This is a genomic window from Plantactinospora sp. WMMC1484 (assembly GCF_049315195.1).
GTDB lineage: Bacteria > Actinomycetota > Actinomycetes > Mycobacteriales > Micromonosporaceae > Plantactinospora.
This window is the reverse complement of record NZ_CP186055.1, coordinates 2,876,542-2,903,310: the sequence shown is the minus strand read 5'-3', so window position 1 is coordinate 2,903,310 and position 26,769 is coordinate 2,876,542. Positions and strand designations below refer to the sequence as shown.

Sequence of the window (26,769 nt, the reverse complement as noted above, 5' to 3'; positions counted from 1 at the left end):
GGTCCCGCGCCACCGCTGCGGGGCGACGGCCCGGTTCGGGTACGCGCTCGCCCCACTCGCCCACGCCGCCGCAGGGCGCGGCGCCGACGGCTGGCAGCGGACGGCAGCGGACGGCAGCGGACGGCAGCGCCAACGGCCGACCTCAGGACGGCGGCGCCACGGCCGACCGGGGGACGGCGAAATCCGCGCTACGTGACCGGACCAGGGCAGACTTGACATCATGGCCGCCATCTCCGTACCGCCCCGCCCGTACGACGCGACCGCCGTACGGCCGGCCTGGGCAGATCTGCCGGCTGACCTGCGGGCCGCGATCGCCGCCCGGCTGGGCGCCCGGGTCAACTGGGCGAGCACCGCCGGCGGTGGCTTCACCCGGGGGTTCGCCGGAGTGTTGCAGACGGTGGCCGGGGACCGGGTCTTCGTCAAGGCGGCGTCCCTGGTCGACCAGCGGCACCTCAGCGACTGGTACGCACGGGAGGTCGCCATCACCGCCGCGCTGCCGGCCGGGCTTCCCGCCGCCCGCCCCCGCTGGACGCTCACCGCCGCCGGATATCACGTGATCTGCCTGGACGCCATCGACGGTCGGATGCCGGGGCTGCCCTGGGCCCCGGCCGAACTCGCGGCGACCCTCACCAGCTACGCGACCGTGGCGGAGGCACTCCGGGAGCCACCGGCCGAGCTGGTGGCCGTGGGCGTACCCCGGCTCGCCGACCTGGCCCGGGCGGACCTCGCCTGGTGGGCCGAGCTGGCCACCGGCCGCGAGACGCTGTCGGAGATGCCCGCGGTCGCCCAGCACCGGCTCCCCGAGCTGGCCGCCCTGGAGGCTCTGCTCCCCGGGTACGCCGACCGCACGTCCCTGATCCACGGGGACCTGCGGGTGGACAACGTCCTGCTCGACGCGAGCGGGCTCGCCTGGCTCTGCGACTGGACGTGGCTCTGTTACGGCCCGCCCTGGTTCGACCTGGCCGGGCTGCTGGTCACCGCGTACGCCAGCGGGCTGGACGCCGACGGCCTCTTCCGCGCCCACCCGGCCGCGCGTGACGCTCCGGCCGACGGACTCGACGCCGCGCTCGCCGCCCTCTCCGGGTACTGGCTGATCCGTGCGGCGGCCGGCCCGAGCGCCGGCTCGCCGCACATGCGGGCGCACCAACGGTGGAGCGGCGAGACCGCGCTCAACTGGCTGGCCGAGCGGCAGGGCTGGCGGTGACCGTCCGGACGGGGACGACGATGAGCCGTTTTGGCCTCGGCGGGGCGTAGCTGGTAACGTAGCTCTTCGCGCGTGCCGACACGGCCGCTTGTGACGTGCGTCGTCGCCCGCGCACCAAGGCAAACGTAACCCTAGCTACCAGGACGAGGCTGTCGCGTGGCGAACATCAAGTCCCAGATCAAGCGCAACCGGCAGAACGAGAAGCGCCGGCTGCGTAACAAGTCGGTCAAGTCGTCGCTGAAGACTGCCATCCGCAAGTTCCACGAGGCGACCGAGAGCGGAGACAACGCGAAGGCGACCGAGCTGATGCGGGACGCCTCGCGCAAGCTTGACAAGGCAGTCAGCAAGGGCGTGATCCACCGGAACCAGGCGGCGAACCGGAAGTCGGCGATCGCCAAGCGGCTGCAGTCGCTCTCCGTCTGACGGCGGATCAGCGCACAGACCTGGTGTGTGGCCCCCGAGCCGGTCGGGTCGGGGGCCACACACGTTCTCCGTCCGACGACGCCCCCACCTGCCCACCATGCGGATCGGCGTGTGCGTCTACCCGGGGCTCGACGTGTGCGCCACACGGGTGGGCGTGTCACTCATGGCGGCGTCTTCACTCATAGCGGCGTCTGGCCGACTGGCGGGTGGTGTCGACCGGGGCCTGCCGGGAGAGCCAGCGCCGCACCGGTCGCTGGTCCAGTCGCTCGGCAAGTCCGCCGTTCCTGCCACGAACGGTGCCGCCGGTAGGCGATGGGGGTGATCCGGCCTGTGCCTCCCCGGGTGCTGGAACGGACGGCGTCGACTCCGGGCCGGGACGGCGCCGGTTTCCGGACTCCGGCCTCGCCCGGACCGTCGCCGTCATGCTGAGCGGACGCCCGAGCGGGAGGAAGCGGGCCGGCGGCCGGTTGTCGGCCTTTGCCCGTCGGGTCGGCGCATCACCGGCATCCGAGACGCCGGGACCGACGGTGGCGGGCCGGAGAGCCTCTCCGGGCTCGGCCAGCGACCCCTTCGGCACGCTCGCCCGGCCGACGGCCGGCTGGATCTCGCGACGGAACCGTTCGCGTTCCTGGGCCGGCACCCGGGCTGCGGAACGGACCACGGCGGCGGCCACCGCATCGTTCAGCTTCACCATGACCGCGACCGTCGCCGGCAGGACGAGTACTCCCCACCAGCTCACCAGCTCGGCGAGGGCGAGCAGCATGGCCAGGGCCACGGTGCCCTCGAAGTAGACGAAGCAGAGCATCCCGCCCGGATCGACGTGGCGTAACCGCAGCACGCGGACGTAGAGCGGTCGTAGCCGCTCCTCGTCCGCCGGCACCGCGGAAGCGGCGGTCATCGCGACGTACTCGCCCTGCGTGCGGCCGCGACCGCGACGACGGCGCGTTCCAGGGCGTAGCCCCGGTCGTCCGACCCGCCCTTCACGGCGGCGTTGCACTCCGCAGCGGCGTACATGGCGTCCGCCAGCCCTTCCGGGGGCCAGCCGCGGCCCACGCGCTGCGCCTTCTCGATCTTCCAGGGTGGCATCCCCAGGCTGCTTGCGAGTTGGTAGGCGCTGCCCCGGCCAGCTGAACTGACCCGGGCGACCGTCCGCACCCCGTCGGCGATCGCGTCGGCGATCGGGACCGGATCCACTCCGACGTGCAGCGCCCAGCGGAGCGCCTCCAGGGCACCCGGCACGTCCCCGGCCATCGCCGCGTCGGCAACGGTGAACCCGCTGACCTCGGCCCGACCACGGTAGTACCGGGCCACGGTCTCGACGCCGATCCGGCCGTCGGTGTCGGCCAGCAACTGGGAGCAGGCGGAGGCAATCTCGCGCAGGTCGTTGCCGACCGCCGCGATCAGCGCCTCGGCCGCCTCCTCGGTGCACCGGCCACCGCCGCGGCGCATCTCGTCCCGGACGAACGCGACCCGGTCGCGGTGCCCCTTCAGCTTCGCCGCCGGGATGACCTCCGCACCGGCCGCCCGCAGCCCGTCGGCAAAGGCCTTGCCCTTGGCCGCGCCCGCGTGCGCGACCACCAACTGCACGTCCGGATCCGGATTCTTGGCGTACGCCAGCAGCGCGGCCGCCAGGTCCTTCCGGGCATCCTGTCCGGCCCGGACGATGAGCACCCGCCGACCGCCGAAAAGGGATGGTCCGAGCAGTTCGGCGATCTCCCCCGGCCCCAGCGCACTTGCCTCCTGGTCGTGCACGTCGACGTCCGGGTCGGCGGCTCTGGCCGCGTCGACCACCCCGGCGACAGCCCGGGTGACGAGCAGTTCTTCGTCACCGAGCACGAGTATGACGGGGGCGAGGCTAGCGGGGGTCACGGGGTCATCGTCGCACGCCGCGTGCGCCCATCGGGCCTGGTCACCCGGCTCGCTGCGGCCGAGCCTGCACTTAGTGCAAATCTAGACATTTATCTTAAGCCTGGCATTGCTCGCCAGTGGCTTGTCCGGCCCGGATCCGAGCGTACCGCCGGAACCGGCGTCCGGGGTGGTACGACGCGGCGGTGTCGCACCCGAACATCCCCCCGGTAGTCCCGGTGGACCGGTCGGGTCGCGCGACCTGTTCACCGGAGGGTGGGGTCGCCAGGGTCGTGGCCCCGGACCGCCACCGACAGGTCTCCGCCGTCAGGCCGGACGACCGCCAGATCGCCGTCCCGGTCGGTCCGCAGCACCCGGGCACCTGAGCGGGTCAGCCTGGCCAGCACTCCCGGGCTGGGATGCCCGTAGCCGTTGTCGACGCCGACCGGCACCAGCACCACCGCCGGGCGTACCGCGCCGAGGAACGCCGGCTCCTGGTACGCCGAGCCGTGGTGAGCGAGTTTCAACACGTCCGCCCGGAGCAGGGCCTCCGGAACCTGGTCGAGCAGCGCCTGCTGCTCCTCGGTTTCGGCGTCCCCGGTGAGCAGGATGCTGACGCCGCGTACCTCGGCGCGCAGGACCAGCGAGTTGTTGTTCGGGTCCGAGCGGGTGCCCTGAAGCGGGAACGGCGGTCCCAGCAGGGTCAGCACCAACGGACCGGCCGTGTACGCCCAGCCGACGCCCGCCGTGCCGACCGGTACGCCGTTCGCCCTGCCGGCGCGTTCCACTGCGGCCCGCCCCTCCACCGGCTCCGGCCACTGCGGCACGAGCACCGCCTCCACCCGGCGGCCCCGGAAGACACCGTCCACCCCGGCCACGTGGTCGGCGTGCAGGTGACTCAGCACCAGCAGGGACACCGTCCGTACGTCGAGCCGGCGCAGGCAGCGGTCGACGGCGCCGGGTTCCGGGCCGGCGTCCACCACCACCGCCCGACCGGCTCCGACCGGCAGGACCAGGCTGTCGCCCTGGCCTACCGCACAGGCCACGATCAGCCAGCCCGGCGGCGGCCATCCGGACGCGATCAGCCGCACCGGCATCGCACCGATCACCACGGCGGCCGCGACCACCGCCACGAGCCGGCGCACCAACGGCCGGCGCGTGGCGACCAGCAGCGCGACGGTGAGGGCGCCGAGCAGCACTCCACCGGCGGCCCCGTCGAGCCAGGGCAGCGTGCCGGCGGGCAGACGCGCACCGTACCGCGCCACGAGGACGAGCCACCATGCCGGCCAGCTCCCGAGCCACGCGACGGCCGCCGCGGCGGCCGGCCAGAGCGGCGACAGCACCGCCGCCGTCACGCCGAGCACGGTAGCGGGGGCGACCGCCGGCACCGCGAGGAGGTTGGCCGGCACGGCCACCAGGCTTATGGTGCCTGACAGTCCGGCCACCACCGGTGCACAGGCCAGTTGCGCCGCCGCCGGGATGGCCAGCGCCTCGGCCGCACCGGCCGGTACGCCCCGACGGCGCAGCGCGTCCCGCCATCGGGGCGCGAGCAGCAGGAGCCCTCCAGTGGCGAGTACGGAGAGGGCGAACCCGGCGTCGGCGGCCAGCTCCGGATCGACGACAACCAGGAGGGTGACCGCACCCGCCAGCGCCGGCACGGCGGCCCGGGGACGCCCGGCGGCCAGTGCCACGAGGCCGATGGCGCCCATGGTGCCGGCCCGGACGACACTCGGCGACGGCCGGGCCAGGATCACGAAACCGACCAGCGCGACCCCGCAGAGCGCGGCGGCGAGCCAGGGGCCGGCTCGGGCCCAACGGGCGAGCAGCAGCACCAGGCCGACGACGATGGCCACATTGGAGCCGGATACCGCAGTCAGGTGCGTCATACCCGTCGTCAGGAAGTCCTCTTCGACCGCTGGCTCCAGTCGGCTGGTGTCGCCTACCACCAGCCCGGGCAACAATCCCCCCGGTTCGGCGGGAAGCGGGGTGCAGGCCCGCTGCAACCCGGCCCGGAGCGAGCCGGCAATCCGCTGCGGCCAGGACGGAACTCCGAGCAGCACGGGTGGGGCGCCGACCGACAGGACGGCGGCGGTGAGATCACCGCCGCGCGGTGCCGTCAGCCGTCCGGTGGCGGTGACCCGTTGACCGGGCAGTAGGCGACGCCAGCCCGGATCGGTGGCGAGCACCAGGATCCGGGCCGGCACCCTGACCCGGCCGCGCTCCTCCACGTGCACCCAGACCAGCCGACCGGAGAGTAGATAGTTCGCGGATCGCCCGGCGGAACCGCGGATCGCGCGTGGATCGTCCCGGACCACCAGCTCGACGCTGACCCTGGCCCGTGCCTCGGCCAAGCGGCTGATCGGCGCGGCGTCCCGCACCTCCAGCCGGGCGGCGGTGGCGGCCCCTCCACAGATCACGCCGAGCAGCACACCGACCACGACCCAGCCGCACCGGTCCACAAGCACCAGCCCACGAACGGCCACGTCCGGGGACCGACGGCTCGCCGAAACTCTGCGGCTCGCCATTCGGGCCGTGAGGGCCAGCGCGGCGGCACCGGCCAGAGCCACGACCAGCAGGGTCGGTCTCATGCCCAGCAGGAGCCCGGTCAGGGCCGAGAGCCAGGCCCCGACCGCCAGGCCGGCCAGCCGGAGGTCCACCGGCCGCCGTTCGGGACCGCGCGGGGTGCCGTGCCGGTGGTGGTCGGCCGTCACACCGTCACCAGGTCTTTGAGATCCTCGTAACGGGCGTCGCCGATGCCGGTGACCTGGCGCAGGTCCGCCACGGAACGGAAGCCGCCGTGCTCCTCCCGGTGGGCCACGATGCGCTGCGCGAGCACCGGGCCCACCCCCGGCAGGGCGTCGAGCTGCGCCACGCTGGCGGTGTTGAGGTTGACCTTCCCGCCGCCCGGCCGCGCCCCGCCGGCAGCGGCCGGATCGGCATCGGCCGGGCCGGCTCCCGGGGGCGGGGTCACCCCGACCAGGATCAGCTCGCCGTCGGTCACCTTTCGGGCGAGGTTGAGCAGCGCCACGTCGACGCCGGGCAGCGGGCCGCCCGCGGATTGCAGGGCGTCGGCGACCCGGGCGCCGGCGGGCAGTCGCACCAGGCCGGGTCGGCGTACCTTGCCGGCGACCGCGACCACCACCTCGGCGGCGCCGGTCTCCGTGCCGCCCGAGCCCGCCGGTGCCGGGGCGAGCGCGGGTGCCGAGGGTGGCGGCGGGGACGCGACCGATTCGGTACGGGGTCGGGACAGCCAGGCCCACCCCGCCGCGGCGAGAACCACCAGCGCCGCCACCACGGCGAGGGCCCTGATCCCGCGCCGCCCCGGATCGAAGGCGCCCGGGCCGGCCAACCGCCTGGGCTCCTCCGGCATGGCCGGCGCCACTCCCGGACCGTTGTCGCTGCCCGCGCTCCTCGGAATGCGCGCGGGCCCCGCGGCGCTCGCATTGTCGACCGGAAGGCCACCCACCGCCCCGGTGCGACCGTCGAGCAGCCGGAACAACCGCTGCCGCACCAGTGTTTCCTCGTCGTCGGACACCCGGCGAACGTAGGCAACCGGGCGCCGGCCACGAGGGCCGGACGCGGCACCTGTGGACAATCGGCGCCCCTGTGGAGAACGCCCTGATCATGCTGGAGTGTGCTAAGGCGTACCCGCCCGAAGCGGGACCGGGATGCGCCGGCCGACGCGGTTGCCGGCCGGCGGACCGACCGGGGTCAGTTGGGGTTGCCGGCGTGGGTCAGGGTCTCCCAGGCCACGAAGAGGTAGTTCGTCCCGGCCGGGCGCTGCCGCTCGGTGAGCTGCTGGGTCCGGGTCATCGCGACGCCCCGCCGGTGGTGCAGGGCGTTGAAGGCAACCTCGGTGACCGGTCCGAGCCCCCGGTTCAGGCTGCCGCCGCAGAGCGTGGACGGCACCGGGTCGCCGAGCTCGTACTTCGAGTGGAAGCCGAGCGCGTGCCGCAGCCGGTCCTGGATCTCCGGGTAGATGTCCTGGCCCTGGTGCCGAAGCGTCTCCGCGACGTGGGAGATCGCCGAGATGCCGTAGCCGGTGTGCGTGAGGTCGCGGCAGGTCTCCTGGGAGAGACCGTCGGAGAAGACCTGCTGGCCGTGCCAGTACGAGACGACCTCCGCCCGGGTGTCGATGCTGCTGCCGACCGGACCGCGCGGGTACGCCCCGTCGCTGGTCAGGTAGAGAAAGGCCGGCAACCTGTCACGGAACTTGCCGACCGCCCGGTCGTAGGCCGCCCGGTCCTCCAGGAATACCGCGATCCCGAGACTCGCCTCCATCATGCTCAGTTCCCAGTTGCCGTTGCTGGTCAGGTTGCCGTTGATGATCTCCGGCAGGTAGACGTCGCGCAGCATGGCACCGAACCGGCTCACCCCGGTCGACGACCAGCCCCCGTACGTGTAGCGGATGATCTCGGCTGCCCGGGGCCAGCTCGATCCGGCCCAGGCGGTCTGCAACGGGGCGTTGCTGTTGGTGTGGTCCCGGATCGTCGCCGACCAGGCGTCCATGATCTGGATGGCCTTGTCGGCATACCGGCTGTCCCGGGTGATGTACCAGGCCAGCGCCAGGGTGTACGCGGCAAGCGCGTCCTGCCGCTCGTCCGTGCAACCGTTGTTGGGATTGGAGTAGGAACCGCACTCGACCACGGCCCGGGGCTTCGGGGTACGCGACAGGGAGGCGAAGCCGCTCGCCATCATCTGGTCGTAGGCGCCCTTCCAGGGCTGCGCCCCGGCGTTGACACGGTCCCGGACGAAGTCGAGTTGTGGCCGGCTGACCAGCACGCCGGGGTGGGTGAAGGTGGGGGGCGCGGCGATCCGCAGGTCGCTGTCGAGCGGCCCGCCGGAAGGCGGGGCGAGTCGACCGACGGTGGCGGTGGCGACGCCGCCCGTCGACGGGGCGGCGGCGACGGGACCGGAGTGCGGGACGACGACGGCCGTCGACAGCAACATCCCGGCGGCAATCATCCGGAATGCCCTGAGGCGAGAACGGGATCTGGACACGACTCCTCCTGCTCGGGGGGCCGCGACTCGTCACCGAGACGCAATCCTTAGGAAGGTTTCCTATCCAATAGGACCATCCAGATCAACCGACGTCAACGCCTGTCAACGACAAACCGGCGTGCGCATGCGGGGAACGCTACGAAACGGGCATGCGGGGAACGCTACGAAACGGGCATGCGGGGACGCTACGAAACGGGTACGACAACCGACGTGACACACGACGCGTGGGGTACGCCTCCGTCGGCTACCGGCGGTGGACCACCACACAGACCAGGCCCGGCCCCGCGTGCGCACCGATCACCGGGCCCGCCTCGGTGAGGTAACTGGCGTGCAGCCGGGAACCGAGCCGGGCACCCAGTTCGGCGGCGAGGTCTGCCGCCCGGCCCGGCACGGCGAGATGGTGCAGCCCGATCTCGACCTGCCCCGTCCCGGCCGCCTCCACCGCCAGGTCGACCAGCCGGGCCAGTCCCCGCCCGGCGGTACGCACCCGGTCCCGTAGCGCGATCACCCCGTCCGCCACGTGCAGGATCGGCTTGACCGACAGGGCGGTGCCGAGCAGCGCCTCGGCGGCGTTGATCCGGCCACCCCGGCGCAGGAACTCCAGGGTGTCGACATAGAAGAACGTGCTGGTCCGGTCGATCGCGTCCAGCGCCGCCCGGCGTACCTCGGTCAGTCCCGCGCCCCGGGCGGCGGCCGCCGCGGCGGCGAGCGCAGGAAAGCCGAGACCCATCCCGGCAGACCGGGAGTCGACCACGCTGACCCGGGGACCCGTCTCGGCAGCGGCCAGCCGGGCCGCCTCCACGGTGCCGGAGAGCTCGGCCGAGAGGTGCACCGAGACCACCGCGTCGGCCCCGTCGGCGAGCAACCGCCGGTACGTCTCGGCGAACTGCTCCGGCGCCGGCCGCGACGTGCTCATCGTGACCCGCCGGGCCCGCAGGGCCTGTGCCGCGTCCGCCGGGCCGACGTCGACGCCCTCCCGCCGCTGCGCCCCGTCCAGGACGACGATGAGCGGCACGACGGTGAGCCGGTACCGGTCGACCAGGTCGGCCGGCAGGTAGGCGGTGGAGTCGGTGACGACCGCGACAGGCATCCCGGCACGTTAGCCGATCGCCGACGGGACTCAGACGGGCGCCGGCGGTGGCGCCTGGGTGATCAGGCCGACGTTGTGCCCGCGCAACTGCCAGCCGCGTACCTCGTCGAAGCGCAACTCGGTCCAGTGGCAGTTGTTGAGCGGCCCGACCGAGCGCAACACCGTCGAGTCCCAGCCGATCAGGTAGCCGCACCCCTGCCGGGCGCCGCCGCCGTGCGTGGCCACCACGACAGTGCCGCCCGGCACCGCGTCGGCGGCCTCCTGCAACGCCGTGCCGACCCGCTTGCCGAGATCCTCCAGGCTCTCCACCTCGTTGCCGGGGTCGGGCTCGCCGGCCCGCCAGCGGGCGTGCTCGGCGGGGAACCGCTGCGCCACCTCGGTCATGGTGAGTCCCTGCCACCGGCCGTAGTACCGCTCCCGCAGGCGGGCGTCGGTGCGGACCGGCAGGCCGGTCAGTGCCACCAGCGCGGCGGCGGTGTCGGCGGCCCGGCGCAGGTCGCTGGTGACGATCGCGTCCGGCCGCAGCGCGGCGAGCAGTGGTGCCGCGGCGGCGGCCTGCTCCCGGCCGAGGTCGTTCAGTGGGATGTCGAGCTGTCCCTGCACCCGGTTGGCGGCGTTCCAGTCGGTGTTGCCGTGCCGCCAGACGATCAGCCGGGTCATTCGGCGATGCCCGCCTCGGCCTCCACCAGGTCCCGGTCGACGAACGGAATCGTCGGGCAGTCCTTCCAGAGCCGATCGAGCGCGTAGAACTCACGTTCCTCGCTGTGCTGGACGTGCACCACCAGGTCGACGTAGTCGAGCAGCACCCAGCGCCCCGCCCGCTCGCCCTCCCGGCGGACCGGCTTGGCCTTCTCCGGCAGACCGACCAGCGCCTCCTCGATCGCGTCCACGATGGCGGTCACCTGCCGCTCGTTCGGAGCGGAGGCGAGCAGGAACGCGTCGGTGATCACCAGCTGGTCCGCCACGTCGATGATGACGATGTCCTGCGCCTTCTTGTCAGCGGCGGCCTGTGCGGCGGCCAGTGCCAGTTCACGGGCGCGGTCGGAAGCTGTCACCGTTCTCCTTCGATCAACCGTCGGACCCTCCTAGCCTCTCACACGGCCCCACGGTACGGCCCGGCGGTTAACGAACGGTAAGCACGAAAACGGGCGAAATCACCCTCGATAGAGTCCCCGTTTGGCGATGTACTGCACCACACCGTCGGGAACGAGATACCAGAGCGGCCCACCTGCGGCGACCCGGGCGCGGCAGTCGGTCGAGGAGATCGCCATCGCGGGCACCTCGACCAGGCTGACGGTGTCGGCCGGCAGGTGCGCGTCGGAGAGGACGAAACCGGGCCGGGTGACCCCGATGAAGTGGGCCAACTCGAACATCTGGTCGAGATCCTTCCAGGAGAGGATCTTCTCCAGCGCGTCGGCTCCGGTGATGAAGAAGAGCTGCACCTTCGGGCCGTACACGGAGTGCAGGTCGCGCAGGGTGTCGACGGTGTAGGTCGGGCCGCCCCGGTCGATGTCGGCCCGGCTCACCTGGAACCGCGGGTTCGACGCCGTCGCGATCACGGTCATCAGGTAGCGGTCTTCGGCCGGGCTGACCGGCTCGTCCGCCTTCTGCCACGGCTGGCCGGTTGGCACGAAGACCACCTCGTCCAGCTCGAACCGGTCGGCCACCTCGCTCGCGGCCACGAGGTGCCCGTGGTGGATCGGGTCGAAGGTGCCCCCCATGATCCCTATCCGACGGATGTCTGCCTCCACCAGATGATCGTAGGCCGGAGGCGCCGTCGGTTCTGCCGGACATGAGGCAGATCGCACGTCCGCCGGTCACCGGCGTGCGGCGAGCGCCCGTCGCAGGTCGTCGTCCGCGTCGACCACCACCCGGCGAAGGCCGGATGGCAGGTCGTCGCGGGCCAGCAGCGCGGCGGCCAGATCCCGGGTCCGCGCGGCCACGGCGTACCGCGGATAGGCCAGCCCGGCGACCCGGTCGGCGACCCAGGGCGTACGACGCGACGCCGCCACCGGCATCTCGGCGAAGAACCGCTCCACGTAGGATTCTGTGAGCTCCGCCTGCTCGGGTTGCCAGAATCCGGCGGCGGTGGCCTCCAACAGCCGGTTCGAGAGGCCGGTCTCCCCGACGAGCAGCCGCCAGGACCGTTCCTTGGCCACCCCGTCCGACAGCGCGGCCCGGCAGGTCGCGGCCCGCTCCGCGCCGCTGGCGCTACCGTCGTCGGCCTCCTCGGCGGCGATCTCCGGCTCCCCCACCGCGCCGAGCACGGCCAGCCGGCGCAGCACCGCCCAGCGCAGCTCGGCGTCGACCGCGAGCCCGTCGGGAACGTCCTTGCCAGCCAGCCAGCCGATCAGCCGGGCGGCGTCGACGGTCGTGTCGACCAGCCCGCGTACCGCGGCGAGCTGGTGGGAGCCGCCGGGCGGGGCCGCCGCGAGCAGCCGGTCGCAGGCGCCCGCGACCTGCGCCAGCGCGGCCGGCCGCAGCTCCGGCTCCAGATAGCGGTCCAGCAGCGATCGGATCCGGGGCAGCACGTCCTGCACCACGACCACCTCACGCTCGGCCGGCAGGGCGGCCACGACCAGCGACACCAGGTCGGCGACCGGGCGTTCGCCGTCGGTGACCGCGTCCAGCGTCTCCGCCCAGAGCAGCGCGCGGGTCAGCGGGTTGGCCAGCACCGGCAACGCCGCCGGCACCGCGGCGACCGAGGCGGGGTCGAGGCGCACCTTGGCGAACGTGAGGTCGCCGTCGTTGGGCAGCAGCAGCCGGGCCGCCGGCTGCCCGGCCAGCGCCGCCAGCACCGTACGCCCGCCGTCCACCGCCGGGTCGAGGTCCACCTCGACCCGCTCCCGGAGCGTCAGCGCGCTCCCCCCGCCGGGCGGATCGGCGTCGTAGAGCCCGACGCCGATCCGGTGCGGGCGCAGCACCGGTTGTACCGGCGACGCGCTCTGCACCGACGACGCGCCCTGCAGCAGCGACACGCCCTGCACCGGCGGCGCGCCCTGCACGACGGCGACCTCGGCGTAGCAACCGTCGTCGCGCAACCGCACCTCGGTGCGGAGGGTGTTGGGCCGGGGCCGACGCAGCCAGACCTCGGCCCAGCCGGTCAGATCGCGTCCGCTGCCGTCGGCGAGCGCCGCCAACAGGTCGGCCAGGGTGGCGTTGCCGAACCGGTGCGCGACGAAGTATCCGCGCAGCCCGGCCAGGAAGGCGTCGTCGCCGAGCCAGGCGACGAGCTGACGGAGCACCGAGGCACCCTTGGCGTACGAGATGCCGTCGAGGTTGGAGACCGCCTCGGCGGCGTCGACCACCTCGGTCGGCGCGACCGGATGGGTGGAGGGCCGCTGGTCGGCCGCGTAACCCAGGGCCTTGCGGCGCAGCGTGAACGTGGTCCACGCCCCGTCGAACCGGGTCGCCTCGGCGGTGAGTCGGGTGCCGAAGTACTCGGCGAACGACTCGTTCAGCCACAGGTCGTCCCACCAGCGCAGGGTGACCAGGTTACCGAACCACATGTGCGACATCTCGTGCGCGATGACGGTGACCCGCAGCTCCCGCTCGCTCTCCGTCACCGCAGAGCGGTACAGGTAGTCGTCCCGGAAGGTGACCAGGCCCGGGTTCTCCATCGCGCCCATGTTGAACTCCGGCACGAACGCCTGGTCGTACTTGTCGAACGGGTAGCGCACCCCGAAGAGCCCGTGCAGCCGGTCCAGGCACTGCCGGGTGACCGCGAGGATCTCCTCCGCGTCCCGGTCGAGGATCCCGGCGAGCGAGCGCCGGCAGTAGAGGCCGAGCGGGATGCCGTCGTGCGCGGCCCGCAACACGGTGTACGCCCCGGCGACCAGCGTGACGAGGTAGGTGGCCAGCGGCGGTGTCGGGGCGAACGTCCAGCGCCCGGAGACCGGCCCGGCGGCGAGCCGCCCGTTGCCGGCCACGATCCACCCCTCCGGCGCGGTGACGGTCAGGGTCACCGGCGCCTTCAGGTCGGGCTGGTCGAAGCAGGCGAATATCCGCTGGGCGTTGTCCAACCCCGACATCGCGTAGAGGTAGGTCTCGCCGTCGGCCGGGTCGACGAAACGGTGCAGCCCCTCCCCGCTGTTCGAGTACGCCATCTCCGCCTCGACCACCAGCGTGTTCTCGGCGGCCAGCCCGGTCAGCGGGTACTGGTTGTCGGCCAGCGCGGCCGGGTCCAGGTCGACGCCGTTGAGCCGTACGCCGAGCAGTCGGAGGGGCCTGACCTCGACGAACGTCCCGGCCCCGGGGGTGGCGCAACGGAACCGGACGGTACTGGTCGACCGGTAGTGCTCCGCCGGCCCGGTGAGATCGAGTTCGATCCCGTACGACTCGACGGTGAGCAGGGCGGCGCGTTCCGCCGCCGCTACCCGGGTCAGGCTCGGCATCCGCTTATCCTGCACCATGGGTCCGCGGACGACTCGGTCCCGGACGGACTACCGATGGAGGAACGGACGATGGCGCAGCACCCCAAGGGCGATTTCGACCTGTCGCGCGCCGTGTGGCAACGCGCCGAGGGCGACGACTCGGAGGGAGCGGTCGAGATCGCGTTCGTCGACGACCTGATCGGTATGCGTAACTCCGCCGAACCGGACGGCCCGGTGCTGGTCTTCACCCAGGCCGAGTGGGACGCCTTCGTCGCCGGCGCCCAGGACGGCGAGTTCGACCTCGACTGAATGCGAGCATCCGCCCACGGTCGGCCGGTCGGTCGGAGTGGACTCGCCCGACCGGCCGGACACTCTCCGATGATCCGCCGAGTCGGTGCGTCGGGATCCGGGCGGCATCATCCGGATAGAAGAATGACGTACGGTTAGCCCGTACTCACGGCATGCTCACTCCGGGCGCACCGGGGCTGCCCCGCACCGTCCGTACCCCTAGCGTGACAGATCCTTTGTGCACCCGGCCCCGGCCGGAGGGCGAAGGTTGCACCGTGCACTACTTGGAGCTGCGCCAAGTTGGGGGAAGGCATGCCATCTTCCGCACGACCGTCACCGATCACCCGTCTGCTGAGGACCGGAGTCGCCGTCACCCTGGTGGCCGCGCTCGCCGCGCCGATCACCGGCCCGGCACCCGCCGCCGCGGTGGTGCTGCCGACCGGATTCCAGGAGCAGATCGTCTTCACCGGCCTCAACCAGCCGACAAACATCGAGTTCGCCCCGGACGGCCGGGTCTTCGTCGCCGAGAAGGGCGGCCGGATCAAGGTCTACGACAACCTCGCCGACACCACCGCCACCGTCTTCGCCGACCTGTCGGCGAACGTGCACAACCAGCACGACCGGGGGCTGCTCGGGATGACCCTGCACCCGGACTTCCCGACCCAGCCCTACGTCTACGTGCTCTACGCCTACGACGCGCCACCCGGGCAGACCGCGCCGTACTGGAACGACAACTGCGCCGCGGTCGGCGGCACCAACGGCGGTCGCTGCATCGTCACCGGCCGGCTCTCCCGGCTGACCGCCGCCGGCAACACGATGACCGGCACCGAGCAGGTCTTCGTGCAGGACTGGTGCCAGCAGTACGCCAGCCACGCCACCGGCGACCTGCGGTTCGGCGCCGACGGGATGCTCTACGCCAGCGCCGGTGACGGGGCCAGCTACGACCTGGTCGACTACGGCCAGCTCGGCAACCCGCCCAACCCGTGCGCCGACCCGCCCGGCGGGACGATGACCCCGCCGACCGCCGAGGGCGGCGCGCTGCGCTCCCAGGACTCCCGCACCACGGCCGACCCGACCAGCCTGGACGGTACGGTGCTCCGGCTCGACCCGCTGACCGGCGCCGCCGCCCCCGGCAACCCGTCGGCGGCCAGCCCCGACCCGAACATCCGGCGGATCGTCGCGCAGGGCCTGCGCAACCCGTTCCGGTTCACCATCCGGCCCGGCACCAACGAGGTCTGGCTCGGTGACGTCGGCTGGACCCGGTGGGAGGAGGTCAACCGGGTGGTCGACCCGACCGCCGGGGTGACCAACTTCGGCTGGCCGTGCTACGAGGGCGCCGGCCGGCAGAGCGGCTACGACAGCGCCAACCTCGACATGTGCGAGAGCCTCTACACCGGAGCCGGACAGACCGCGCCGTTCTACACCTACGACCACGCCGCCCGGGTGGTGGCCGGGGAGGCCTGCCCGACCGGCAGCTCCTCGGTCTCCGGCGCCGCCTTCTATCCGGCCGCCGGCGGCAGCTACCCGGCCGAGTACGCGGGCGCGCTCTTCTTCTCCGACTACTCCCGGGACTGCATCTGGGCGATGATGCCCGGCGCACCCGGCGGCCTTCCGGTGGCGGCCAACCGACGCACCTTCGGCAGCGCCGCGGCGAACCCGGTCGACCTGGCCGTCGGGCCCGGTGGTGACCTCTACTACGTCGACCACGCCGGTTCGGTACGCCGGATCCGCTACTTCCCCGGCAACCAACCGCCGGTCGCGTCGATCGCCGCCTCGCCGACCTCCGGCACCGCACCGCTGACGGTGAACTTCGACGGCACCGGCTCCTCCGACGCCGACCCCGCCGACGCCGGCCGGCTGCGCTACGAGTGGGACTTCACCGACGACGGCACCGTCGACGCGACCACCGCGACGGCGTCGTACACCTATCCGGCCGGCGGCCCGTACACGGCCCGGCTGACCGTCTACGACACGCTTGGCGCCTCCGGCACCCAGACGGTGCCGATCCAGACCGGCAACAGCATGCCGACCGCCGTGATCGACACCCCGGGCGACGACTTCAGCTGGGCGGTCAACGACCCGATCAGCTTCACCGGGCACGCCACCGACCCCGACCAGGGCACCCTGCCGCCCAGCGCGCTGCACTGGCGGATGTTCCTGCACCACTGCTACACCCTGGACAACTGCCACACCCACACGTTGCAGGACTTCACCGGCAGCAGTGGCAGCATGTTCGGGCCGGACCACGAGTATCCGTCGTACCTGGAGCTGGTGCTGACCGCCACGGACAGCGGCGGGCTGTCGCACAGCACAAGCGTGCGGCTCGACCCCAAGACCGTCGACCTGACCTTCGACACCAGCCCCACCGGGCTGCAACTGGTCTTCGGCTCGACGGCCCAGACGGCGCCCTTCACCCGTACCGTCATCCAGGGGTCGAGCAACACGGTCAGCGCGGTCACCCCGCAGACCGTCGGCGGCGTCCCGTACGTCTTCGGCTCCTGGTCCGACGGCGGCGCCCAGACCCACGTGATCACCGCCCCGAGCACCCCGGCCGGCTACACCGCCACCTACAACCCGCAGTCCGGCAGCGTCCGGCTGCCCCAGTCGCAGTGGTCCGTGGCCGGCGCGGACAGCCAGGAAACCCTCCTGGTCAACGGCCGGGCCACCAACGTCCGGGACGGCAACAGCTCGTCGATCTGGCACACCCGCCGGCTGCTCTCCAGTTCCTCGCACCCGCACTGGATCGACCTCGACCTGGGCAGTGCCCGGACGGTGAACCGGCTCTACTACCTGCCCCGGCAGGGCTCCAACACCGCCGGCCGGATCACCGGCTACGAGGTCTACGTCTCCAACAGCCGGAGCAGTTGGGGCACCCCGGTAGCCACCGGCACCTTCCCCAACACGGCCGCCGAACAGACCGTCACCATCGCGCCCACCACCGGCCGGTACATCCGGCTCCGCGCCCTCGGCGAGGTCAACGGTGACCGCTGGACCTCGGTCGCCGAACTCAACGTCGGCGTGGTCCCCACCGGCTGACCCGCAAGGAAGGGCCCCTTCTTATCGCTTTTTGTATATGAAGGGGCCCTTCCTAACGCGCCTGGTAGGGTGCCGGGTGTGCGGATGACCACGAACGGCTGGTGGGCGCCCTAGACGGGCGGCCATCGCATCCGCGTCCCGACAACAGCCAACGGCCGCCCCTCCGGGCGGCCGTTTCGCATGCGCTCCCCGGGGTGGCGACCCCGTCGAAGGAGCAGCTCATGCACACCAGCACCCCGACCACCGCGGGCGGCCCGACCACCGCGGGCGGCCCGACCACCTCCCGGGTACGCCGGATCACCGGCCTGAAGCCCACCGGTCACCTGCACCTGGGCAACCTGACCGGCGCGATCCGGCCGGTCGTCGACGGACAGTACCGGGCGGAGACGATCGTCTTCCTCGCCGACCTGCACGCGCTGACCGTCACCCACCAGCCGGAGCGGATCCGCGGGCTCACCCTGGAACAGGCGACGATGCTGCTCGCCGCCGGCCTCGATCCGGACCGGGCCCTGCTCTACGTGCAGTCCCAGGTGCCGGAACACACCGAGTTGCACTACCTGCTGGAATGTGCCACCGGATACGGCGAGGCGCAGCGGATGATCCAGTTCCGGGAGAAGTCCGCGGAGCGCCAGCAGGTCCGGTTGAGCCTGCTCAGCTATCCGGTGCTGATGGCGGCCGACATCCTGCTGCACGACGTGCACGAGGTGCCGGTCGGCGAGGACCAGAGCCAGCACCTCGAACTCACCCGCACCGTGGCGAACCGGTTCAACGCCCGGTACGGCGACACCTTCACGGTGCCCCGTGCGGTGCATCCGGCGGTGTCGGCCCGGGTGATGGACCTGGCCGACCCGACCGCGAAGATGGGCAAGACCAGTGCCAGCCCGGCGGGGACGGTCTTCCTGCTCGATCCGCCCGAGGTGATCCGCCGCAAGATGCTGCGCGCGGTGACCGACCCGGGCCGCACCGTCGAGTACGACCCGCAGCGCCGTCCCGGCGTGACGAACCTGCTGGAGATCCTGGCCTCCTGCCTGGGCGGTTCACCGGCCGCACTGGCCGCCGACTACGGCTCGTATGCCCAGCTCAAGAGCGCGGTCGCCGAGGCGGTCGAGGGAATTCTCCGGCCGATCCGGACCCGCTACACCGAACTCGCCCGTGATCCGGGGTACGTCCGGCGGGTGCTTGCCGACGGCGCCGAACGGGCCCGGGAGAACGCCGCCGACACGGTTCACCGGGCGAAGCGGGCGATCGGCCTGCTCAGCCATTGAGGAACGGCCCGCACGGGCGGTCGGGCGGACGGACCGGCAGCCCGCACGGGCGGACGGACCGGCAGCCGCTCAGGCCAGGACCGGCAGTCGCTTCTCGAAGCAGATGCTGTACGGGTTGTCGACGTACTCGCCGTAGACGGGGATCTCGGCGTAACCGGACGACAGGTAGAGCTGGATCGCGCCGGGAAGGTGGCTGCCGGTCTCCAGCCGCAGCACGGTGTGCCCCGACCGTAGAGCGAGTTCCTCCAGCGCGCCGAGGATCTGTCGGGCCAGGCCCTGACCCCGGTGTGCCGGCCGGACGTACATCCACTTGACTTCGGCGGTCTCCCGGTCCAGCGCCTGGATCGCCCCGCAGGCGACCGCCCGACCGCCGAGGACACCGACCAGATAGCGGGCATCGTCGTGCGGCCGGAAGGTCTGCCCGTCCAGACCACCACCGGCCTCCCGCAGCTCCCGCTGCTCTGCTGCCATCAGGGCGGCCAGCTCGGGATCCGACGACATGCGTGACTCGATCAGCACACCATCGACGGTAAACAGCGGGCATTTCGCCAAGGTTTCGGCCGGGTGGACCCGATACGGAGCGTAGAGAACCAATCCGCGCCCGCCCGCCGCCGCGCCCGCCTCGCCGGCCCTACGAACCTTCTGCTCCGACCAGCCCTACGAGTCGTCTTCCGGATCGTCCGGCGGTGTCCCGTCGGCGACCTCCTCCGGCGGGCGCTGCCGGCGAGCCTTTCGGGCGGCGAGCCGCTCGGCCGCGGTCGGCCGGGTCACCTTCTCCGCCAGCCGGCTGTCGGTGCCGCGCGCGCTCGGCACGTACTCGGCACCGGCGTAGAGCGTCGGCTGCCAGTCGAACTCCCGCTCGCCGATCCGGACCAGGCTCCCCGGCTCGGCGCCGGCCTTGGCAAGCTGCTCCTCGACGCCCAACCGGGCCAGCCGGTCAGCCAGGTAGCCGATCGCCTCGTCGTTGTCGAAGTTCGTCTGCCGTACCCAGCGCTCCGGTCGTTGCCCGCGCACCACGTACGCCCCGTCCGGTGCCGTCTCGATGCTGAAGCCGGCGTCGTCGACGGCGGCGGGCCGGATCACGATCCGGGTCGGCTCCAGCTCCGGTGCGGCCGCCCGGGACTGCTCGACCAGCTCCGCCAGCGCGAAGGTCAGCTCGCGGAGCCCTTCCCGAGTCACCGCCGAGACCTCGAAGACCCGCAACCCACGGGCCTCGATGTCCGGCCGGACGAGCTCGGCCAGGTCCCGCCCGTCCGGCACGTCGATCTTGTTGAATACGACCAGCCTTGGCCGGTCGGCCAGCCCGCCGTACTCGGCCAGCTCGGCCTCGATGGCGTCGATGTCGGCCAGCGGATCGCGGCCCGGTTCGAGGGTGGCGGTGTCCACCACGTGCACCAGCACCGCACAGCGCTCGATGTGCCGCAGGAACGCCAGCCCGAGCCCCTTGCCGGTGGCAGCCCCGGGAATCAGCCCCGGCACGTCGGCGACGGTGAAGGTGTGCTCGTCGACCCGGACCACGCCGAGGTTCGGTACCAGCGTCGTGAACGGATAGTCGGCGATCTTCGGCTTCGCCGCCGAGAGCACCGAGATCAGCGAGGACTTGCCGGCCGACGGGAAGCCGACCAGGCCGACGTCGGCGACGCTCTTGAGTTCGAGTACGACATCGAGCCGGTCGCCCGGTTCGCCCAGCTCGGCGAAGCCGGGCGCCTTGCGCCGGGCGTTGGCCAGCGCGGCGTTGCCCCGACCGCCCCGACCGCCCCGGGCCACCTCGAAGGTGGTCCCGGTGCCGACCAGGTCGGCCAGCACCGTACCGTCCATGGCCTGCACGACGGTCCCGTCCGGGACCTTGAGCACCAGGTCGCGCCCGTTGGCGCCGTCCCGGTTGGAACCGGCACCGCCCTTGCCGTTCTCGGCCTTGACGTGCGGCCGGAAGTGGAAGTCGAGCAGGGTGTGCACCTGCGGGTCGACCACCAGGGCGACACTGCCGCCATGCCCGCCGTTGCCGCCGTCCGGCCCGCCGAACGGCTTGAACTTCTCCCGATGGATCGAGACGCAACCATGCCCACCGTCCCCGGCCTGCAGGTGCAGTACGACCCGGTCAACGAACGTGGTCACGCTGCCAATCCTTTCATCGGCGCCGGAGACCGGCACCGCAAACGTGGCGGGTCGCCCCGCCGTGCGCCGGGCACCTTCGGCTCGGCGCGAAACGGCGGAGCGGGCCCGGACACCAGGTCCGCGGCCCGCTCCGCCGGAAAGCTGACGTTACCGCTCGGACGGCACGATGCTGACGACCTTGCGGCCGCGCCTGGTGCCGAACTTGACCGCACCCGCCGCCAGCGCGAACAGCGTGTCGTCGCCACCGCGACCGACCAGGTCACCGGGGTGGAACTTCGTGCCCCGCTGCCGGATCAGGATCTCGCCGGCGTTGACCACCTGCCCACCGAACCGCTTGACGCCGAGTCGCTGCGCCGCGGAGTCGCGACCGTTCCGCGAGCTGGACGCACCTTTTTTGTGAGCCATCTGAGGACGACCTGTCTTTCCGCTGGGGCTTACTTGCCGTTGGAGATGCCGGTCACCTTGACCTTGGTCAACGGCTGGCGGTGACCCTGGCGCTTGTGGTAGCCGGTCTTGTTCTTGAACTTGTGGATCCGGATCTTCGGACCCTTGGTGTGCTCGGCGATCTCGCCGGACACCGCGACCTTGGCCAACTGCCCGGCGTCGGTCACCAGGTTGTCCCCGTCGACGAGGAGGACGGCGGCGAGCTTGATCGCGTCGCCCGGCTGGCCGACCAGCTTCTCGACCTCGATCACGTCGCCCTCGGCGACCTTGTACTGCTTGCCGCCGGTCTTGACGATCGCGTACATCGGACGCGGACTCCCTGTCGTTGAGGCTGCGGGTGGTGTTGTTCGCGACGGCCAGCTCGACCGCACGGGGTGCGGGGGCGGGCACGCGAGAACGTGGCACGTAATCTGCGCCGCAGGCCAGCGTACGCCATGACGGGCCGCTCACCCAAACCGGCCCTGGTCCGGCAGCGGACGGCGGGCCGCCGGCCGGCCCCGGTCGCCCCTCCGGTGAGCGAAACCGCCGCCAGAAAGCCGCACAGGTCCTGCGCCGTCAGGTCCTGCGCCGTCAGGTCCTGCGCCGTCAGGTCCTGCGCCGTCAGGTCGCGCAGAGCTGGTCGAGTCGCTGCTGTAGCTCCTGGAGCTTGTTCTCGTCGACGGACTCGATGCTGGCCTTCATCGTGCCGACCTCGGTCGCGATCTCGGCCAGTACGGCCTTGAGTCGCTCGTCGGTGGCTCGGGCGGACTGTTCCCGCATCGCGTTGCCCCAGGTCTGCAGCGCCGCCTCCGCCCTGCTTCGGGCGGCGTCCGCCCCGGCGGTGTCACCCGTGCCGGCGGCCTGGAGCGACTTGCCCAGCTCCGAGACGAAGGTCTGCACCGAGGACGTGCTGGCCTTGGTGGCCGCCTCGCAGACCTCCCTGCCGTTGCCGCCGGCGGGCCTGGTGTCCACCACCGCTGGTGAGCCGCCCGGTGCGCCCGGGCTGACACCGGGCGTCGCGGCACCCGACGCCGATGCCGATGCCCCGGACGACGGGCCGGCCGAGGGGCCCGGTCCGGATGCGCCGTCCCGTTCACCCGAGCAGCCGGCCGCCGCGGACAGCACGGCGGCGATAGCGGCGGTCACCAGCAGGCGTCGCATGGTCTTCTCCTCCGGGGGGTGCGCCCGGTCCCGCACGAGGCGGTCCCGACGGTGGCCGGCGACCGGTCGACGATCGCGAACGAGTGACCAGCCTAGCCACCTTCTCCGCCATCGGCGCAGTCCCGGCAACCGCCACCACCCGGTGCGCGACCGCCACCGCACTCCGCCACCACCCGGTGCGCGCGACCGCCACCGCACTCCGCCTGCGGATGCGCGACCGCCACCGCACTCCGCCTGCGGATGCGCGACCGCCACCCGCCCTCGCCCGAGAGGACCGGTGCGGTCCACCGTCGGGCGACCGGGGCGGGGACGCGTGGATACGGTCAGGGCCGGGTACGGCGCCGGGTGCCTCCGCGCCGGGCCCGGCGACGACCGCCGCCGGCCTCCGAGCCGTCGGCCTCTCCGTCCGGGTCACCGGTCTCGTCGACACCGTCGGGATCGCCGGCACCCGCCAGCCGCATCGACTCGGCCGGCGCGGACCCGGCCGCCTCCCCGGCCTCGGGTGTCTCCACCTCGTAGCGGGACAGGTCGTACCCCATGGTGTCCTCGTAGTCCGAGTCCGAGTCCGAGTCCGAGACCTCGACGACGACCCGCTCCGGCGAGGCCGACTTCCGGCCCCGGCGGCGACCGCCGGTCGTCGACGACTCCGAGGCCGGTGCGGCGGAGGCGACGGCCTTGACCCTGTCCCCCGCGGCCGGACGCGACTTCTCCGGCACCGGCTCGGTGTGGATGATCACGCCGCGGCCCTTGCAGCAGTCACAGGTCTCGCTGAACGCCTCCAGCAGTCCGGCGCCGATCCGCTTCCGGGTCATCTGGACAAGGCCGAGCGAGGTGATCTCGGTCACCTGGTGTTTGGTCCGGTCCCGGCCCAGGCACTCCGTGAGCCGGCGCAGCACCAGTTCGCGGTTCGACTCCAGCACCATGTCGATGAAGTCGATCACGACGATGCCGCCCAGGTCACGCAGGCGCAACTGACGGACGATCTCCTCGGCCGCCTCCAGGTTGTTCCGGGTGACGGTCTCCTCCAGGTTGCCGCCCGCGCCGGTGTACTTGCCGGTGTTGACGTCGATGACCGTCATCGCCTCGGTCCGGTCGATCACGAGGTGACCGCCGGAGGGCAGGAAGACCTTCCGGTCCAGACCCTTGAGAATCTGCTCGTCGATGCGCCGCTCGGCGAACACGTCCGCCGTGCCGGTCTGCCGGCGCAGCCGGGGCACCAGGTCGGGCGAGACGTGCGAGAGGTAGGACTCGACCATGTCGTACGCCTCGTCGCCCTGCACGACGAGTTCCCGGAAGTCCTCGTTGAACAGGTCCCGGACCACCCGGATCACCAGGTCCGGCTCCTCGTAGAGGAGCACCGGGGCGCCACCCTCGGCAGCCTTGGCCTGGATGTCCTCCCACTGCGCCTGGAGCCGCTTGACGTCCCGGGCCAGTTCGTCCTCGCTGGCGCCCTCGGCCGCGGTCCGGACGATCACGCCCGCGCCGTCCGGGACCAGCTTCTTCAGGATGTCGCGCAACCGCTTGCGCTCGGTGTCCGGCAGCTTCCGGCTGATCCCCGAGGCGTTGCCATGTGGTACGTAGACCAGGTGCCGCCCGGAGAGCGCGATATGACTGGTCAGTCGGGCGCCCTTGTGCCCGATCGGGTCCTTGGTGACCTGCACCAGCACCGAGTCGCCGGAGCGCAGCGCCTGCTCGATCGAGCGGGCCCGCCCCTCCAGGCCGGTGGTGTCCCAGTTGACCTCGCCGGCATAGAGCACCGCGTTGCGGCCGCGCCCGACGTCGACGAAGGCCGCCTCCATGCTGGGCAGCACGTTCTGCACCTTGCCCAGATAGACGTTGCCGGCCATGGTGCCGGCGGAGGCGCGGGTGACGTAGTGCTCGACCAGCACCCCGTCCTCCAGGACGGCGATCTGGGTACGGTCACCGCGCTGGCGTACCGCCATCACCCGGTCGACCGCCTCCCGGCGGGCCAGGAACTCCGACTCGCTCAGGATCGGCGGGCGGGTGCGCCGCTGTTCCCGGCCGTCCCGGCGGCGCTGGCGCTTGGCCTCCAACCGGGTCGAGCCGGAGACGCCCTGTACCTCGTCCACCGACTTGCGGGGCTCGCGGATCTTGACGACGGTGTGCACGCCGTCCTCGGCCGCGCTGTCGGAGTCACCGGCGCCCTTGCGCCGCCGACGGCGACGACGGCGGGTCACGCCATCCCCGTCCCCGTCCCCGTCGCCCACCTCGGCCTCGTCGTCCTCGTCGGTCTCGACCTGGGCCGCCGGCTCCTCGTTCTCCTCGTCGTCCTCGATCTCGTCCGCGGTGCCCTTGCCCCGGCCCCGACCCCGGCGACCACGACGCCGCCGACGTCGGGCGGACGCACTCTCCTCGTCTTCCGCCCCGTCCACCCCAGGCTCGGTGTCGTCGAAGGACTCCTGCTCGACGGTCGCGACCTCGACCTCGACCTCGACCTCGGCCTCCGCCTCCGGCGTGACCGGCTCACCGCCGCGTCGGCCCCGGCGGCGCCGCCGCCCGGTCTCGGCCGACTCGGCCGGCTCCTCCTCGACCTCGGCTGACCGAGAAACCGGAGCAGACTCGCCCGTGACCGTGCCCGTGCCCGTCGCCGGGCCCCGGCTCGCCGGAGACTCCGCCTCCGGCGCCATGAACAGCACGGTCGGAGCGGAGAGCGCGGCGCGGCGTCGACGTCCCCGGCGGGTCTCCTCCGCCACCTCGGTGTCGGCCTCGTCACCGGGGGCGGGCGTGCCGGCGGTCGACTCCGGTACGGCCGGAGCACCGACCTCCGAACCGGTCACCGGAGCATCGCCGGTCCCCACCGGGGTGCTCGTCGGCGTCGAAGGCGTCCCCGCAGCGGCCGGACGGTCGGCGGATCCGACGTCGGCGGCCGGACGGTCGGACTCGGCGGAGCTAGCGCCGGTGGCCGCCGTTGCGGTCGGCTCGGCCGGAGGGGCCGAGGCCGCCTTCCTCCGCCGGGTACGGGTCACCTTCACCGGCGGTACCGGCTCGGTCACCGCTCCAGCTGCCTGCTCGCCGGGGGCTGCCTCCGTGCCGGAAAGGGAGGGAGAGGCGCCTGAATCATCCCCCGAAGTGCCGGGATCGGCCGCCGACGTGCTGGGATCGCCGGCCGGAGTCGCTACGCCGGCCGGAAGTCCGGTCCCGTCCTTCTCGCCCGTGCCGGCCTTCTTCTCCGCCGTGGTGGCCTTGCGCCGTCGGCGGGTTGCCTTGGGAGCGGGGTCGGTGTCGCCGGCCACCGGCGCCAGCACCTCGACATCGGCCGCCTCCGCGCTTGTGGTCCGGGCCGAGATCGGCGCCTCGACAGGTACGCCGGTCGGCGCGGGCTCGCTCGCCGTCGTCGATGTCCGGCGCCGGCTGGCACGCCGCCGGACGGGGGCCTCCCCGCTGCCACTCTCGGCACCGCCGCTGCCACTCTCGGCCCCGCCGCTGCCACCGGTGTCGCTGGCGTTCGCCGCTTCCGGGCTTCTGCCGCCGCTATCGGTCTCGGCTCTGCCACTGTTTCCGACACCACCTCCGGTGCTACCGCTGGCGGTGCTGCCGCTACTGGTGGTGCTGGCGTCGACGGCCGGCTGGGCGCCGGTCCGTTCTCCGCCCTCTGGCTCGTTCTCGAGCATGGACGTTCTCCAGTTCTGGCTTCCCCGGGCGCGGGTGAGCGCTGCCACGCAGGGTTGCCGCAAAGTATTTCCGGTGACGCGTCAAGGTGACCGCGGTCGCCGAAGTCTGCCTACCTGACCGCCGGCCGGGCTTCCGGCTGGCGTTCACCGATGGCGGTCCCGTCGCGATCCGCCTCCAACGGATCGACGATCTCCCCCTGCGCGGCCAGCGTGCCCTGCGCCAGCCGGGTCGCCTGCGGCGGCACCGGCGGCTCCAGGTCGGCCACCACGCGGAGGCCGGAAAGGACGTCATCGGGTCGTACGGACGGGGTGACCTGCCGGACGACCATCTCGAGTATCGCACACGGTATGCCCGCGACCCCGGAAGGTGCCTCCGTCCCCTCGATCACATCGATGCCGACCACCGCGGCGCGCGTGTCGAAGACGCGCCGCCCCTGCTTGGTCATCCGCTCGACGAGCACTTCAGAGGCGCCCAGGAAGGCCGAGACAGCGGCTTGGAGGCCGGTCGGCCCGACGCCCGGCAGTTCGACACGCCAGCGTGACGCGTCGATCCGGTCGGCCAGACTGCCGCCGCTCGCCACCACCGCGTCGAGGATGTCGAGCCCCGGTGACAGGGCGGCGTCCAGGGCACCGCGCAACGCGGCCGGCTCCACCGGCTGCTGGAGCCCGATTTCCAGGTATTCGGCCTCGCTGGCCACCCCGGTCGGCGCGGCGCTGGCATAGGAGATCTTGGGATGCGGCGTGAAGCCCTGCGAGAACGCCACCGGTACGCCGGCCCGGCGCAGTGCCCGCTCGAAAGCCCGGGCGAAGTCCCGGTGCGAGGTGAACCGCAGCGGCCCCCGCTTGGCGTACCTGATCCGGATCCGCTGTACGACCGGCGCCTGGCCGCCCTCCGGCTGTGGTTTCCTGCTGA

At 72.6% G+C, this 26,769-nt stretch carries 21 protein-coding genes and 1 pseudogene; 5 read left to right on the top strand and 17 right to left on the bottom strand.

Annotation, left to right across the window (positions count from 1 at the left end):
• The first annotated feature begins 220 nt into the window (after positions 1 to 220).
• Both ACN28C_RS12875 and rpsT read left to right on the top strand, forming a co-directional pair.
• The gene (locus ACN28C_RS12875; protein WP_422773703.1) at positions 221 to 1,204 is read left to right on the top strand and encodes a phosphotransferase family protein; all 984 of its coding nucleotides are present in this window, start codon (positions 221 to 223) and stop codon (positions 1,202 to 1,204) included.
• A 156-nt stretch (positions 1,205 to 1,360) separates the two neighbouring features.
• The gene (rpsT, locus tag ACN28C_RS12870) at positions 1,361 to 1,627 is read left to right on the top strand and encodes a 30S ribosomal protein S20 (RefSeq protein ID WP_422773702.1); all 267 of its coding nucleotides are present in this window, start codon (positions 1,361 to 1,363) and stop codon (positions 1,625 to 1,627) included.
• Between the two features lie 573 nt (positions 1,628 to 2,200).
• Here the strand turns inward: rpsT and ACN28C_RS12865 are convergent.
• The 10 genes and pseudogenes from ACN28C_RS12865 to pepN all read right to left on the bottom strand — a co-directional run.
• Positions 2,201 to 2,525: pseudogene (locus ACN28C_RS12865) on the bottom strand (hypothetical protein); the annotation flags it as partial.
• The gene (holA, locus tag ACN28C_RS12860) at positions 2,522 to 3,496 is read right to left on the bottom strand and encodes a DNA polymerase III subunit delta (RefSeq protein ID WP_422773701.1); all 975 of its coding nucleotides are present in this window, start codon (positions 3,494 to 3,496) and stop codon (positions 2,522 to 2,524) included. The gene holA and the pseudogene ACN28C_RS12865, both read right to left, overlap by 4 nt.
• Positions 3,497 to 3,738: 242 nt before the next feature.
• A complete protein-coding gene (locus ACN28C_RS12855) occupies positions 3,739 to 6,183 on the bottom strand; it encodes a ComEC/Rec2 family competence protein (protein WP_422773700.1) in 2,445 nt (814 codons plus the stop codon).
• Complete coding sequence (locus ACN28C_RS12850; RefSeq protein WP_422773699.1) at positions 6,180 to 7,007, bottom strand: helix-hairpin-helix domain-containing protein; 828 nt, start codon at positions 7,005 to 7,007, stop codon at positions 6,180 to 6,182. The genes ACN28C_RS12855 and ACN28C_RS12850 overlap by 4 nt, the downstream gene beginning before the upstream one ends.
• A 176-nt stretch (positions 7,008 to 7,183) precedes the next feature.
• On the bottom strand, positions 7,184 to 8,422 hold the full coding sequence (locus ACN28C_RS12845) for an alginate lyase family protein (protein ID WP_422773698.1): 1,239 nt from the start codon (positions 8,420 to 8,422) through the stop codon (positions 7,184 to 7,186).
• Between the two features lie 295 nt (positions 8,423 to 8,717).
• A complete protein-coding gene (locus tag ACN28C_RS12840; protein WP_422773697.1) occupies positions 8,718 to 9,563 on the bottom strand; it encodes a DegV family protein in 846 nt (281 codons plus the stop codon).
• Between the two features lie 30 nt (positions 9,564 to 9,593).
• The gene (locus tag ACN28C_RS12835; protein WP_422773696.1) at positions 9,594 to 10,223 is read right to left on the bottom strand and encodes a histidine phosphatase family protein; all 630 of its coding nucleotides are present in this window, start codon (positions 10,221 to 10,223) and stop codon (positions 9,594 to 9,596) included.
• Positions 10,220 to 10,618, bottom strand: coding sequence for a ribosome silencing factor (gene rsfS, locus ACN28C_RS12830; RefSeq protein WP_422773695.1), 399 nt, complete (start codon positions 10,616 to 10,618; stop codon positions 10,220 to 10,222). Before rsfS ends, ACN28C_RS12835 begins: the two co-directional genes overlap by 4 nt.
• Before the next feature lie 99 nt (positions 10,619 to 10,717).
• A complete protein-coding gene (gene nadD / locus ACN28C_RS12825) occupies positions 10,718 to 11,314 on the bottom strand; it encodes a nicotinate-nucleotide adenylyltransferase (protein WP_421494708.1) in 597 nt (198 codons plus the stop codon).
• 66 nt (positions 11,315 to 11,380) lie between these two features.
• Complete coding sequence (pepN, locus tag ACN28C_RS12820) at positions 11,381 to 13,957, bottom strand: aminopeptidase N (protein ID WP_422773694.1); 2,577 nt, start codon at positions 13,955 to 13,957, stop codon at positions 11,381 to 11,383.
• Positions 13,958 to 14,026: 69 nt separating this feature from the next.
• On the opposite strand from pepN, the gene ACN28C_RS12815 reads away from it, so the two are divergent.
• From ACN28C_RS12815 to trpS, 3 genes are all read left to right on the top strand, one after another.
• Positions 14,027 to 14,245: a DUF397 domain-containing protein gene (locus ACN28C_RS12815; protein WP_101371446.1), complete on the top strand. Its 219-nt coding sequence runs from the start codon at positions 14,027 to 14,029 to the stop codon at positions 14,243 to 14,245.
• A 291-nt stretch (positions 14,246 to 14,536) separates the two neighbouring features.
• Positions 14,537 to 17,260: a PQQ-dependent sugar dehydrogenase gene (locus ACN28C_RS12810; protein ID WP_422773693.1), complete on the top strand. Its 2,724-nt coding sequence runs from the start codon at positions 14,537 to 14,539 to the stop codon at positions 17,258 to 17,260.
• Between the two features lie 221 nt (positions 17,261 to 17,481).
• On the top strand, positions 17,482 to 18,525 hold the full coding sequence (gene trpS, locus ACN28C_RS12805; RefSeq protein WP_422773692.1) for a tryptophan--tRNA ligase: 1,044 nt from the start codon (positions 17,482 to 17,484) through the stop codon (positions 18,523 to 18,525).
• A gap of 69 nt (positions 18,526 to 18,594) precedes the next feature.
• Here trpS and ACN28C_RS12800 read toward each other — a convergent pair whose 3' ends face one another.
• From ACN28C_RS12800 to ACN28C_RS12770, 7 genes are all read right to left on the bottom strand, one after another.
• The gene (locus ACN28C_RS12800) at positions 18,595 to 19,044 is read right to left on the bottom strand and encodes a GNAT family N-acetyltransferase (protein ID WP_422773691.1); all 450 of its coding nucleotides are present in this window, start codon (positions 19,042 to 19,044) and stop codon (positions 18,595 to 18,597) included.
• A gap of 138 nt (positions 19,045 to 19,182) precedes the next feature.
• The gene (gene obgE / locus ACN28C_RS12795; RefSeq protein WP_422773690.1) at positions 19,183 to 20,640 is read right to left on the bottom strand and encodes a GTPase ObgE; all 1,458 of its coding nucleotides are present in this window, start codon (positions 20,638 to 20,640) and stop codon (positions 19,183 to 19,185) included.
• A 147-nt stretch (positions 20,641 to 20,787) separates the two neighbouring features.
• Positions 20,788 to 21,045, bottom strand: coding sequence for a 50S ribosomal protein L27 (gene rpmA / locus ACN28C_RS12790; protein ID WP_422773689.1), 258 nt, complete (start codon positions 21,043 to 21,045; stop codon positions 20,788 to 20,790).
• A gap of 29 nt (positions 21,046 to 21,074) precedes the next feature.
• Positions 21,075 to 21,389, bottom strand: coding sequence for a 50S ribosomal protein L21 (rplU, locus tag ACN28C_RS12785; RefSeq protein ID WP_422773688.1), 315 nt, complete (start codon positions 21,387 to 21,389; stop codon positions 21,075 to 21,077).
• 295 nt (positions 21,390 to 21,684) lie between these two features.
• Positions 21,685 to 22,224 carry a hypothetical protein gene (locus ACN28C_RS12780; RefSeq protein WP_422773687.1) on the bottom strand — a complete coding sequence of 180 codons (540 nt, stop codon included), beginning with the start codon at positions 22,222 to 22,224 and terminating at the stop codon, positions 21,685 to 21,687.
• A gap of 323 nt (positions 22,225 to 22,547) precedes the next feature.
• Entirely contained in the window at positions 22,548 to 25,856 is a 3,309-nt protein-coding gene (locus ACN28C_RS12775) for an Rne/Rng family ribonuclease (protein ID WP_422773686.1), read from the bottom strand.
• A gap of 110 nt (positions 25,857 to 25,966) precedes the next feature.
• Positions 25,967 to 26,713 carry a TIGR03936 family radical SAM-associated protein gene (locus ACN28C_RS12770; protein ID WP_422774641.1) on the bottom strand — a complete coding sequence of 249 codons (747 nt, stop codon included), beginning with the start codon at positions 26,711 to 26,713 and terminating at the stop codon, positions 25,967 to 25,969.
• Between the last annotated feature and the right edge of the window lie 56 nt (positions 26,714 to 26,769).